This is a genomic window from Streptomyces roseochromogenus subsp. oscitans DS 12.976, from assembly GCF_000497445.1.
GTDB classification, from domain to species: Bacteria; Actinomycetota; Actinomycetes; order Streptomycetales; family Streptomycetaceae; genus Streptomyces; species Streptomyces oscitans.
Map to the genome: position 1 here is coordinate 4055132 of NZ_CM002285.1, position 11120 is coordinate 4066251.

Genomic DNA, 11120 nt, shown 5'->3' on the forward strand with positions numbered 1-11120 from the left:
CGAGACCAGCGTTCTCGACAAAGAGCAAAGAGTCAGGAGAGAGCCACTCATGAGCACTCCGAACAGCCCTGTGCACGCCCTCGCAGGACAGCGCGTCGTCGTCATGGGCGGCAGCTCCGGCATCGGCGAGGCGGCGGCCGCGTTCTTCGCGGCGGACGGTGCGGAGGTGGTCATCACCGGCCGCGACCAGGACCGCCTCGACGCCGCGGCGGGCCGGGTCGGCGGCAAGGTCTCGGCGTACCGGGTGGACGGGGCGGACCGCGCCGCGGTGGACGCCTTCTTCGCGGGCTCCGGGCCCGTCGACCACCTGGTCGTCGCGCTCAGCGGCGGCAAGGGCGGCGGCCCCTTCGCCGAGCTGGACCTGGCCGAGCTGGCAGCGGGCTTCGACGGCAAGTTCTGGCCGCACGTCCAGGTGCTCCAGGCCGCCCTGCCCGCCCTGCGCCGCGACGGCTCGGTGACGCTGGTGACCGCCGCCTCCGCCCGCGCCGCCCTGCCCGGCACCGCCGGCCTCGCAGCGATCAACGGCGCCCTGGAGGCGATGGTCCCGCCCCTCGCCGTCGAACTGGCCCCGCTGCGCATCAACGCGGTCTCACCCGGCGTCGTCGACACGCCTTGGTGGCAGGGCGTACCGGCCGAACAGCGCCGGACCCTCTTCGACGGCTTCGCCGCGATCACCCCCGTCGGCCGCGTCGGCCGCCCGGAGGACATCGCCCGCGCGATCCATATGCTGGCGGCCAACGACTTCGTGACCGGTGTGGTGCTGGAGGCGACGGGAGGCGCGACGCTGGCGACGGGACGTTGACGCGCGCCCCGAAGCCGACGGCACTTCAACTCCTCAGGGGCGCGAGGCTGTGTCCGATCTGCAACGCGCCCCGAGCTACCAGGCACTCAGCAAGCCCAGTCCCGCTCCACATCCAGCCCGCCCTCACGGCGCTGCGTGAAGGAGAACCAGTTCCCGGAGTCGTCCCGGAACAGCGCCTCCGTGCCGTACGGCCGCTCCTGCGGCTCCTGCAGGAACTCCACCCCACGTTCCTTGAGCTTCTTGTAGTCACCGTGGATGTCATCGGTCGCCAGCACACCCGCACCGAGTGCCCCCTTGGCGACAAGCTTCCGCATCATCTCGGCGGACTCGGGGTCCATCGCCGGCGGCCCCGGCACCATGAGCGTCAGCTCCACGTCGGGCTGGCCCGGGGCGCCGACGGTGAGCCAGCGCATACCGCCCTCCCCCATGGTCATGTCCGTACGGACCTCCAGGCCCAGCTTCTCGGTGTAGAACTCCTTGGCCCGGTCCTGGTCGAGGACCCAGACGGTCGTGATGGCAAGCCCCTTGATCATGGCTCTGCTCTCCTGTCGGCGTTGCTGATGACGCTGGCGGTGCTGTCCGCCGGGGCGGACGCCTCTTCGCCACCGTAGGCAGCGGCGGCCCCGGAGCGCTTCTCCGATCTTGCGGTACTGAATCCGCCGGCCCAGAGCATGGCGTAGCAGCCGGGTATCAGGGAGGCGCCGCGGCCCACATGCCGGGCGCGGTACGCGCTCGGGGTGAGCCCGGTGCGAGCCTTGAAGCGGGCGGAGAACGTGCCGAGGCTGCTGAAGCCGACGAGCGTGCAGATCTCGGTCACGGTGAGGTTGGCACAGCGCAGCATCTCCTCGGCCCGCTCGATCCGCCGGTGGGTCAGATACTGGCCGGGTGTCTCGCCGTAGACGTCCTTGAAGGCGCGCAGGAAATGAAACCGCGAGTACCCGGCACACGCGGCCAGCGCGCCCAGATCGAGACCGGGGTCCGCCCAGTCCCGGTCCATGGCGTCCTTGGCCAGACGCAGCCGCCGCAGTTTGTCCATGCAGCCGATGGTGACATGGAGCACTGACATCGACTCCTGCCAGCGCAAACACCACAAACGCCCGCCTCTCGACCAAGCGAGACGGGCGAGCAAGTGGGCAAAAGGAGCAAGCGGGCAAAAGAAGACCCCGGGGCGGACACCAACCGGGGTCTTCAGTTCAGGCGCAGCTCGGATCAGGCATCGCTCAGACGGTTTCGGCGACCTGCACCGGAGCCACATCGCCGACGCTCTCCGCCGGAGGATTCCCGCTCTTGAGCGGAACCTCCTTCACGAACAGCGCGGCGGCCAGTGTGATCACCGCGACCCCCGCGCCCAGCAGGAATGCCGAGTGCGTACCGGCGGACACCGCGTGCTGGTAGGCCTCCCGTGCCACGGCGGGGAGCTTCGCCAGGCTCTTCGCGTCCAGCTGCGCGGACTTCTCGGTGACGCCCTTGCCCAGCGCGCCGGCCCGCTCGGCCATGACGTGCTTGACCCGGTCGTTGAACAGCGCGCCCATGATGGCGACACCGAAGGAGGAGCCCAGCGTACGGAACAGGGTCGTGGACGAGGAGGCCACGCCCATGTCCTTCATCTCCACGCTGTTCTGCGCCACCAGCATGGTGATCTGCATCATGCAGCCCATGCCCAGGCCCAGCACCGCCATGTAGAGACCCGAGGTGAAACGGGTCGTACCCGTGTCCATCAACGACAGCAGATACAGCCCGGCGATCATCAGCGCACCGCCGGCGATCGGGAAGATCTTGTAGCGGCCGCTCTTGGTGGTGACCCGGCCCGCGACCGTCGAGGTCACGAGCATCGCGCCGAGCATCGGCAGGAGCAGCAGACCGGAGTTGGTCGCGGAGGCGCCCTGCACCGACTGCTGGTACAGCGGCAGATAGAGCGTGGCGCCGAACATCACGAAGCCGGTGATGAAGCCGATGACCGACATCAGGGTGAAGTTGCGGCTCCTGAACATGTGCAGCGGCACCACCGGCTCGACGGCCCTGGTCTGCCAGAACACGAACCCGATCAGCGCGGCGACGCCGATGCCGATCAGTTCCATGATCCGCGCGGAGGTCCAGGCGTACTGGGTGCCGCCCCAGGTGGTGACCAGCACGATCGCCGTGATGCCGACGGTCAGCAGCAGGACACCCCAGTAGTCGATGCGCGCCCGCGCCCGCTTCTTCGGCAGGTGCAGCACCGCGCCGACCAGCGCCAGGGCCACGACACCCAGCGGCAGGTTGATGTAGAAGGACCAGCGCCAGCCCCAGTTGTCGGTGATGGTGCCGCCGACCAGCGGGCCGCCGATCATCGCCAGCGCCATGACGCCGGCCATCATGCCGGTGTACTTGCCCCGCTCCCGCGGCGGGATCAGATCGCCGATGATCGCCATGACGCCGACCATCAGACCGCCGGCGCCGAGACCCTGCACGGCCCGGAAGCCGATGAGTTCGCCCATGTTCTGGGCCATGCCACTGAGCGCCGAGCCGATCAGGAAGAGGACGATCGAGCTGAGGAAGGCGCCCTTGCGCCCATACATGTCACCGAGCTTGCCCCAGACCGGGGTGGAGGCCGCGGTGGCCAGGGTGTAGCCGGTGACCACCCAGGACAGGTGCTCCAGGCCGCCCAGCTCGCCCACGATCGTCGGCATCGCCGTACCCACGATCATGTTGTCCAGCATCGCGAGCATCATCGCGATCATGAGCGCGAGCAGGACCACTCGCACACTCTTGGGCCGTTTGCCCCCCAGTTTGCCCTCCTGTTTACTCTCCGCGACGATCTCGACCGTGTCCGCCATCTCTTCTCACTCCCCCTGCGGCTCCACTTACTTGCCGCCCGGCTAGTTCACTACACTAGGAAAGTAGACCTGTTACTAGCCGGGCGTCAAGTAAGTTTCCGCGTGAGCGCGAGGAGTACGAGGATGGGCGTCACCATGGACGGCACCAAGCAGCAGCGCCGCGGTAACACCCGCCAGCGCATTCAGGACGTGGCGCTCGACCTCTTCGCGGAGCAGGGCTACGAGAAGACCTCCCTGCGCGAGATCGCCGAGCGTCTCGACGTCACAAAGGCAGCCCTGTACTACCACTTCAAGACGAAGGAAGAGATCATCGTCAGCCTCTTCGAGGATCTGACGAGGCCGATCGAGGAACTCATCGAGTGGGGTCGCAGCCAGCCGCACACACTGCAGACCAAGCAGGAGATGGTGCGGCGCTACAGCCGCATCCTGGCCGACGCCGAGCCGTTCTTCCGCTTCATGCACGACAACCAGGGCACGGTCCGGGACCTGCGCATCGGCGACGCCTTCAAGGACCGGATGCGCGGCATGCGGGACATCTTCATCGACCCGGAGGCACCGCTCATCGACCAGGTCCGCTGCGTCAGCGCGATGTTCACGCTGCACGCGGGCATGTTCGTGATGCAGGACCTGGAAGGCGACTTCGAGGAGCGGCGCGAGGCCGTCCTCGAAGTCGCCCTGGGCCTCGTCACCCAGGCCCACGAACACGCCGGCGAGAACTGACTCAGGACGAGGGCCGGCTCAGCGGGCCGGAGAAGTTGCCGGTGGAGCCGGACAGGCCGATACGCCGGCCGGTCTTGACGTTCTGGCTGGCGTTGACGTCGGTCCGGGAAGAACGGGGCGTGGCGCGCTGGAACAGCGAAACCTCATGGACCCGGGACCGGAACCGCCACCCGGTGAACGGACGTTCAACCGAGCAGCCACCCCTTGGCAGCCGAGCACTCGGTCCGCCCGGCACCCACGTAAATGTGACGCACACCTCTGGTCACCTACCAACCAGTAACCCTACGGTTCCCCTCGCGCCACCCTCGCCTCAGATCATGCCCCTGACATTTCAGTCGCGTGTACGGACGTGAGAGGAACCCCACCGATGACCAGAGGCCCCTGGGCTCGCCGTATATCCGCCACCGCCGTCTCCGTGGCCGCCCTCGCCGCGCTGGCCGCCCCGGCCCAGGCCGCGACCACGAGCGAGACCACCGCCACCGCCTCTTCCACGAAGGTGGACTACGCAACCTGGCAGAAGGACTGCCAGACGGTGATGGACCAGGCCCTGCCGTATCTGAAGCAGCGCATCGCCGCCCCCAAGCCCGGCGAGAAGCAGGCGATCGTCTTCGACATCGACAACACCACGCTGGAGACCGACTTCGGCTTCAGCTACCCGCAGCCGGCCAACAAGCCCGTCCTCAACGTCGCCCAGTACGCCCAGGAGCACGGCGTCTCGCTCTTCTTCGTCACGGCCCGCCCCGGCATCATCTACCTGCCGACCGAGTACAACCTCGAGCACGACGGCTATGACGTCTCCGGCCTCTACGTCCGCGGCCTGTTCGACCTCTTCAAGGACGTCGGCGCCTACAAGACAGCCCAGCGCGTCGACATCGAGAACCACGGCTACACGATCATCGCGAACATCGGCAACAGCGCCACCGACTTCTCCGGCGGCCACGCCGAGAAGACCTTCAAACTGCCGGACTACAACGGGCAGTTGTCCTGACGCGACGAGGGTGGCGGGTGGAGCCCGCAGCGATCGGCGGAAGGCGGACTTTCCCGGACATCGAAGTGCGGACTCGGCACGCCCGGCCCCACGGCCTTCTGAATGCCCGCTGGGCACAGCGAAGGGGCCGGCACCCCAAAGGCACCGGCCCCTTCAACTCGGCCAATCCGCCGGAGGCTTACGCCTCCTTGCTCAGGTTGGGACCAGCCCCACCCGCGGCCTGCTCGATCGGCGGGACGTCGGGCAGCGCCGACTTCTCCTCACCGCGGAAGGTGAAGGTCTGGGACTCGCCCTCGCCCTCGGTGTCCACGACCACGATGTGACCGGGACGCAGCTCGCCGAAGAGGATCTTCTCGGAGAGCGTGTCCTCGACCTCGCGCTGGATCGTGCGGCGCAGCGGCCGGGCGCCCAGCACCGGGTCGTAACCCTTCTTCGCCAGCAGCTCCTTGGCGGACTGGGAGAGCTCGATGCCCATGTCCCGGTCCTTCAGGCGCTCGTCCACCTTGCTGATCATCAGGTCGACGATCCGCAGGATGTCCTCCTGCGTCAGCTGCGGGAAGACGACCACGTCGTCGACGCGGTTGAGGAACTCGGGGCGGAAGTGCTGCTTCAGCTCGTCCGACACCTTGTTCTTCATGCGCTCGTAGTTGGTCTTCGTGTCGCCCGCGGCGGCGAAGCCCAGGTTGAAGCCCTTGGAGATGTCCCGGGTGCCGAGGTTGGTCGTCATGATGATGACCGTGTTCTTGAAGTCCACGACCCGGCCCTGGGAGTCGGTCAGCCGACCGTCCTCCAGGATCTGCAGCAGCGAGTTGAAGATGTCCGGGTGGGCCTTCTCGACCTCGTCGAAGAGGACGACGGAGAACGGCTTGCGGCGGACCTTCTCGGTCAGCTGGCCGCCCTCTTCGTAACCCACGTATCCGGGCGGGGAACCGAAGAGCCGCGACACCGTGTGCTTCTCGCTGAACTCCGACATGTCGAGGGAGATCAGCGCGTCCTCGTCACCGAAGAGGAACTCGGCGAGCGCCTTGGACAGCTCGGTCTTACCGACACCGGACGGGCCGGCGAAGATGAACGAACCACCCGGACGCTTCGGGTCCTTCAGACCGGCGCGCGTACGACGGATCGCCTTCGACAGCGCCTTGACGGCGTCCACCTGGCCGATGACGCGCTTGTGGAGCTCGTCCTCCATGCGGAGCAGGCGGCTGGACTCCTCCTCGGTGAGCTTGAAGACCGGGATGCCCGTGGCCGTGGCCAGCACCTCGGCGATCAGCTCGCCGTCGACCTCGGCGACGACGTCCATGTCGCCGGCCTTCCACTCCTTCTCCCGCTTGGTCTTGGCGGCCAGGAGCTGCTTCTCCTTGTCGCGCAGGGAGGCGGCCTTCTCGAAGTCCTGCGAGTCGATCGCGGACTCCTTGTCCCGGCGGACGGCGGCGATCTTCTCGTCGAACTCGCGCAGGTCCGGCGGAGCGGTCATCCGGCGGATGCGCATCCGGGAACCGGCCTCGTCGATCAGGTCGATCGCCTTGTCCGGAAGGAAGCGGTCCGAGATGTAGCGGTCGGCCAGAGTGGCGGCCTGAACCAGGGCCTCGTCCGTGATGGAGACGCGGTGATGCGCCTCGTAACGGTCGCGCAGGCCCTTGAGGATCTCGATCGTGTGCGGCAGGGACGGCTCGGCGACCTGGATGGGCTGGAAGCGGCGCTCCAGGGCCGCGTCCTTCTCCAGGTGCTTGCGGTACTCGTCCAGGGTGGTCGCACCGATGGTCTGCAGCTCACCGCGGGCCAGCATCGGCTTCAGGATCGAAGCCGCGTCGATGGCGCCCTCGGCGGCACCCGCACCGACCAGCGTGTGCAGCTCGTCGATGAACAGGATGATGTCGCCGCGGGTGCGGATCTCCTTGAGCACCTTCTTCAGGCGCTCCTCGAAGTCACCGCGGTAGCGGGAGCCGGCGACCAGGGCGCCGAGGTCCAGCGTGTAGAGGTGCTTGTCCTTGAGCGTCTCGGGCACCTCGCCCTTGACGATGGCCTGGGCGAGGCCCTCGACGACGGCGGTCTTGCCGACGCCGGGCTCACCGATCAGGACCGGGTTGTTCTTGGTACGGCGGGACAGCACCTGCATGACCCGCTCGATCTCCTTCTCGCGCCCGATGACCGGGTCGAGCTTGGACTCACGAGCGGCCTGGGTGAGGTTCCGGCCGAACTGGTCGAGGACGAGGGAGGTCGAGGGGGTGCCCTCGGCCGGGCCGCCGGCGGCGGCGGTCTCCTTGCCCTGGTAACCGGAGAGCAGCTGGATGACCTGCTGCCGCACCCGGTTGAGGTCTGCGCCCAGCTTGACCAGGACCTGGGCCGCGACGCCCTCGCCCTCACGGATCAGGCCGAGCAGGATGTGCTCCGTGCCGATGTAGTTGTGGCCCAGCTGAAGAGCCTCGCGGAGCGACAGCTCCAGGACCTTCTTGGCACGGGGGGTGAAGGGGATGTGCCCGGACGGGGCCTGCTGGCCCTGGCCGATGATCTCCTCCACCTGCTGGCGGACCGCCTCAAGCGAAATGCCGAGGCTCTCCAGGGCCTTAGCGGCGACACCTTCACCCTCGTGGATGAGACCCAGGAGGATGTGCTCGGTGCCGATGTAGTTGTGGTTGAGCATCCGGGCTTCTTCCTGAGCCAGGACGACAACCCGCCGCGCGCGGTCGGTGAACCTCTCGAACATCGTTAATCGCTCCTCAGAGCGGTCAGGCAGTGGGGGGAACTTCCCCTCCCTGTCCTTCCGCAGCTTAGTCCCGCAAGCGGGGACCGCTCATTCCAACTGCCGACACCGTCCTTGGCCTCCTGACCCCGAACGCCGACATCTGCTCCAACCCGATGGTGCGAGACGATGTTCCCGCAGGCCAGGCAGTTACCCCCATCGCCAGTACGCCGATGGCGAACGTGAGACGGCCCGACCTGCGTGTCGCCCCCTCCCACTAGGGATGTCTTACCCGCTGGGACTGACACTCCATGCGGCGCGCACCCATTCCCTCCGCTACGGGCGAACAACCTTGCGCCTCCCCGCACCCCCACGCGCCCCCCTTTTTTCGCACTCTGTGCGATCGACAGGGTACCCAGCGTAACTTGCCGGTCGCATAGGCGGTTGCGCTTGGCATGGTTGGCTCGGCCCCCACGACCCCCCTGGACCTCACAGCTCCCACAGCCCCCACGAGGCATCAGCTCGCCGTCCATACGGTTCCCCTTCCTCGCCGACCCCTCGATCCGGAACCGGAGCCCTGTGCTCCACCGGCCTGCCCGGATGCCCGGGCTCGCCACTGGTACGAGAACGATCTGGGATGGGCAACCGTGCCCGGACGGCCGCTGCGGCTGCTCACCGGGGTGCGGTTCGACGTCCTGGACGTGCCGGCCGAGGCGGGCGCGGAGGCGCTCCGGCATCTCGCACCGGGCTCGCCGGTGGCCCTCAGGGGCGACCGGATGGAGCTGCTGGTGGCCGCGGGCAGCGCGGAGGAGCTGCCGGGGCTGCTGGACTGGCTGGAGTGGAGCGCCGTGGCCCTCGACCTGCGAGCCCTGGGCGCGGGTGACGCGCTGGCGGCTCCGGTCCCACCCGCCGGGGTGATCGTGCCGGCGCGGCCCGGAGCCGCTCAGCTGCGGGCCGGGTCCGTGCAGGGGGCCGCCGTATGGCTGCGACCCCCTGGTCCTGGAGGCGAGGTCGAGGCCTTCCTGCCGGCGATGCCGGCCGTGGGGCGCGAGGGGAGCGCCCCCGATCTCGTACGCCTGGTGGACACGGTGGCAGCGCAGTGTCACCGGGTCCGGCTGCGGCGCCTGCGCGCCGGGCTGCCGACCGTCTGCCGGCCGGTTCAGCCGTTGGCCTTCTCGTAGGCCTCGCGAATGGACGCCGGAACACGGCCGCGGTCGTTGACCTCGTATCCGTTCTCCTTCGCCCAGGCACGGATCGCCGCCGTGTCCTGACTGCCACCGGAAGCGGCACGCGCCTTTCCACGTCCGCCCGAAGCACGGCCACCCGTACGACGGCCGCCCTTCACATAGGGGTCGAGAAGGCCACGCAGCTTGTCCGCATTGGTGGTCGTGAGATCGATCTCGTACGTCTTGCCGTCCAGCGCGAACGTCACGGTCTCGTCCGCCTCGCCGCCGTCGAGGTCGTCGACAAGAAGGACCTGAACCTTCTGTGCCACCGGATTTCCTTTCATCGATAACGTTGAGGGTCAGGGGTGTGCGGCGTCCCGCCGTTTCGCCGCCCCTGTTATATGCAGTACTGCAGTACGTCGGAAAGCAAACCGCTTTTGCCGGAAAAACACAAACCCCTGGGAGAGGACCGGTAGAGGACGGGCGGACGGCCTCCGCCCGGAAACATGCGCGTTTCGGACATAGGGCACCTGGGCAAAGACGATCACAGATGCAGAAGCATCCGGCTGTTGCCCAAGGTGTTCGGTTTCACTCGTTCGAGACCGAGGAACTCGGCGACGCCCTCGTCATAGGAACGCAACAGCTCCGCGTACACATCGGTGTCGACCGGTGTCTCCCCGATCTCCACGAAGCCGTGCTTCCCGAAGAAGTCCACTTCGAAGGTCAGGCAGAAAACCCGGCGAACGCCGAGCCAGCGTGCGGTCTGCAGCAACTTCTCCAGCAAGTGATGGCCGACGCCGGCGCCCTTGAGGCCGGGCTTCACCGCGAGAGTGCGGACTTCCGCGAGGTCCTCCCACATGACGTGCAGTGCGCCGCAGCCGACCACCTCGGCGTTGTCATCGCGTTCCGCGACCCAGAACTCCTGGATGTCCTCGTAAAGCGTGACCGTGGCTTTGTCGAGCAGGATGCGGTCACGGACGTAGGCGTCGAGGAGGTGACGTACGGCCGGGACATCGCCGGTCCGGGCACGCCGGACGGTGATGGCTTTTGCGGAGACTTCAGGACGCTCTGCTGACATGAGCGGACGCTATCGCCCGTCCGCGTCCTCTGCCGAGCCGGGGTTCTCCTCTTGTGCGGCTTCCTGTTGCCTCGGTTCGTGGGCTTCCGGGGTTTCCGGTCCCTGGACGATGCGTACGGCGTCCCTGAGGGCCAGGCGCTGTTCCTCGCTCATCATCCCGAAGAAGGCGACGAGAGCGGCGGCCGGGTTGTCGCTCTGCGACCAGGCGTCGTTCATGAGGGCGGCGGCGTACGCGGCGCGCGTCGAGACGGCCTCATATCGATAGGCCCGCCCTTCCGCCTCGCGGCGCACCCAGCCCTTCTGATGGAGATTGTCCAAAACGGTCATCACGGTGGTGTACGCGATGGAGCGTTCCTGCTGCAGGTCTTCCAGGACTTCTCGAACGGTCACCGGGCGGTTCCACTTCCACACCCGCGTCATGACCGCGTCTTCGAGTTCTCCCAATGGGCGAGGCACAGCTCAGAACAATAGTGGGAGATCCCGACAATGGCGTGCCGGACGTGCACTATCTCCATGAATAGGAACAAAAAGGGCGTAAGACTCGAAGCCGTACGAGGAAGCCGCGAGGGAAGTCACCCGGGTACGTCACATGGGGACAGCGACAGCAACAGGCCGTCGCACCGAACTCAGGCGTCGCCGCCGGCGGAAGCCTGACGCGCACTCTCCGCGCGCGCGAGGGCGGCGTCCACGGCCGCGTCCTCCTTGGCCTTGGCGGCGCCACCCTGGGTCTTCACGATCACCCTGACCACACCGATGAAGAACACGGCCATCACGACCGGAGGCACGAGCGCGGAGACGTAGTCCATGCCTCCAGAGTAGCCACGGCGACCGACACGAAAGGTACGGGGTACGCATACCCCCCGACGCCCCTCC

General features: G+C 67.5%; 12 protein-coding genes. 4 read left to right on the forward strand and 8 right to left on the reverse strand.

The features are described from left to right. Nucleotides 1-49: 49 nt before the first annotated feature. On the forward strand, nucleotides 50-802 hold the full coding sequence (locus M878_RS67235) for an SDR family oxidoreductase (protein WP_051430092.1): 753 nt from the start codon (nucleotides 50-52) through the stop codon (nucleotides 800-802). A gap of 86 nt (nucleotides 803-888) precedes the next feature. Here the strand turns inward: M878_RS67235 and M878_RS67240 are convergent, their stop codons facing one another. The 3 genes from M878_RS67240 to M878_RS67250 all read right to left on the reverse strand — a co-directional run bounded on the left by M878_RS67240 (nucleotide 889) and on the right by M878_RS67250 (nucleotide 3615). Next, nucleotides 889-1335: a VOC family protein gene (locus tag M878_RS67240; protein ID WP_023547668.1), complete on the reverse strand. Its 447-nt coding sequence runs from the start codon at nucleotides 1333-1335 to the stop codon at nucleotides 889-891. Then, nucleotides 1332-1838 (reverse strand): helix-turn-helix transcriptional regulator, encoded by a 507-nt coding sequence (locus tag M878_RS67245; RefSeq protein WP_031225161.1) that lies wholly within the window; start codon nucleotides 1836-1838, stop codon nucleotides 1332-1334. The genes M878_RS67240 and M878_RS67245 overlap by 4 nt, the downstream gene beginning before the upstream one ends. 184 nt (nucleotides 1839-2022) lie before the next feature. Further along, nucleotides 2023-3615 carry an MDR family MFS transporter gene (locus tag M878_RS67250; RefSeq protein ID WP_023547670.1) on the reverse strand — a complete coding sequence of 531 codons (1593 nt, stop codon included), beginning with the start codon at nucleotides 3613-3615 and terminating at the stop codon, nucleotides 2023-2025. Between the two features lie 123 nt (nucleotides 3616-3738). Here M878_RS67250 and M878_RS67255 point away from each other — a divergent pair, with 123 nt between their 5' ends. Both M878_RS67255 and M878_RS67260 read left to right on the forward strand, forming a co-directional pair. Continuing rightward, a complete protein-coding gene (locus tag M878_RS67255; RefSeq protein WP_023547671.1) occupies nucleotides 3739-4335 on the forward strand; it encodes a TetR/AcrR family transcriptional regulator in 597 nt (198 codons plus the stop codon). Between the two features lie 367 nt (nucleotides 4336-4702). Beyond that, entirely contained in the window at nucleotides 4703-5323 is a 621-nt protein-coding gene (locus M878_RS67260) for an HAD family acid phosphatase (RefSeq protein WP_023547672.1), read from the forward strand. 178 nt (nucleotides 5324-5501) lie between these two features. Here M878_RS67260 and M878_RS67265 read toward each other — a convergent pair whose 3' ends face one another. Beyond that, the gene (locus tag M878_RS67265) at nucleotides 5502-8027 is read right to left on the reverse strand and encodes an ATP-dependent Clp protease ATP-binding subunit (RefSeq protein WP_023547673.1); all 2526 of its coding nucleotides are present in this window, start codon (nucleotides 8025-8027) and stop codon (nucleotides 5502-5504) included. Nucleotides 8028-8458: 431 nt separating this feature from the next. Here M878_RS67265 and M878_RS67270 point away from each other — a divergent pair, with 431 nt between their 5' ends. Continuing rightward, on the forward strand, nucleotides 8459-9184 hold the full coding sequence (locus M878_RS67270) for an SCO3374 family protein (protein ID WP_209445537.1): 726 nt from the start codon (nucleotides 8459-8461) through the stop codon (nucleotides 9182-9184). Here M878_RS67270 and M878_RS67275 read toward each other — a convergent pair. The 4 genes from M878_RS67275 to M878_RS67290 form a co-directional block, all read right to left on the reverse strand. Then, nucleotides 9163-9498 (reverse strand): histone-like nucleoid-structuring protein Lsr2, encoded by a 336-nt coding sequence (locus M878_RS67275; RefSeq protein ID WP_023547675.1) that lies wholly within the window; start codon nucleotides 9496-9498, stop codon nucleotides 9163-9165. The genes M878_RS67270 and M878_RS67275 overlap by 22 nt on opposite strands. A gap of 215 nt (nucleotides 9499-9713) precedes the next feature. Beyond that, entirely contained in the window at nucleotides 9714-10247 is a 534-nt protein-coding gene (locus M878_RS67280; protein WP_023547676.1) for an amino-acid N-acetyltransferase, read from the reverse strand. Nucleotides 10248-10256: 9 nt separating this feature from the next. Next, nucleotides 10257-10667: a BlaI/MecI/CopY family transcriptional regulator gene (locus tag M878_RS67285; RefSeq protein ID WP_031225163.1), complete on the reverse strand. Its 411-nt coding sequence runs from the start codon at nucleotides 10665-10667 to the stop codon at nucleotides 10257-10259. Nucleotides 10668-10873: 206 nt separating this feature from the next. Further along, entirely contained in the window at nucleotides 10874-11053 is a 180-nt protein-coding gene (locus M878_RS67290; RefSeq protein ID WP_023547678.1) for a hypothetical protein, read from the reverse strand. Nucleotides 11054-11120 lie beyond the last annotated feature (67 nt).

Coding starts and splice junctions, on each gene's coding strand:
- M878_RS67235 (WP_051430092.1), top strand. CDS start 50: ATGAGCACTCCGAACAGCCCTGTGCACGCCCTCGCAGGACAGCGCGTC.
- M878_RS67240 (WP_023547668.1), bottom strand. CDS start 1,335: ATGATCAAGGGGCTTGCCATCACGACCGTCTGGGTCCTCGACCAGGAC.
- M878_RS67245 (WP_031225161.1), bottom strand. CDS start 1,838: ATGGACAAACTGCGGCGGCTGCGTCTGGCCAAGGACGCCATGGACCGG.
- M878_RS67250 (WP_023547670.1), bottom strand. CDS start 3,615: ATGGCGGACACGGTCGAGATCGTCGCGGAGAGTAAACAGGAGGGCAAA.
- M878_RS67255 (WP_023547671.1), top strand. CDS start 3,739: ATGGGCGTCACCATGGACGGCACCAAGCAGCAGCGCCGCGGTAACACC.
- M878_RS67260 (WP_023547672.1), top strand. CDS start 4,703: ATGACCAGAGGCCCCTGGGCTCGCCGTATATCCGCCACCGCCGTCTCC.
- M878_RS67265 (WP_023547673.1), bottom strand. CDS start 8,027: ATGTTCGAGAGGTTCACCGACCGCGCGCGGCGGGTTGTCGTCCTGGCT.
- M878_RS67270 (WP_209445537.1), top strand. CDS start 8,459: ATGGTTGGCTCGGCCCCCACGACCCCCCTGGACCTCACAGCTCCCACA.
- M878_RS67280 (WP_023547676.1), bottom strand. CDS start 10,247: ATGTCAGCAGAGCGTCCTGAAGTCTCCGCAAAAGCCATCACCGTCCGG.
- M878_RS67285 (WP_031225163.1), bottom strand. CDS start 10,667: ATGACGCGGGTGTGGAAGTGGAACCGCCCGGTGACCGTTCGAGAAGTC.
- M878_RS67290 (WP_023547678.1), bottom strand. CDS start 11,053: ATGGACTACGTCTCCGCGCTCGTGCCTCCGGTCGTGATGGCCGTGTTC.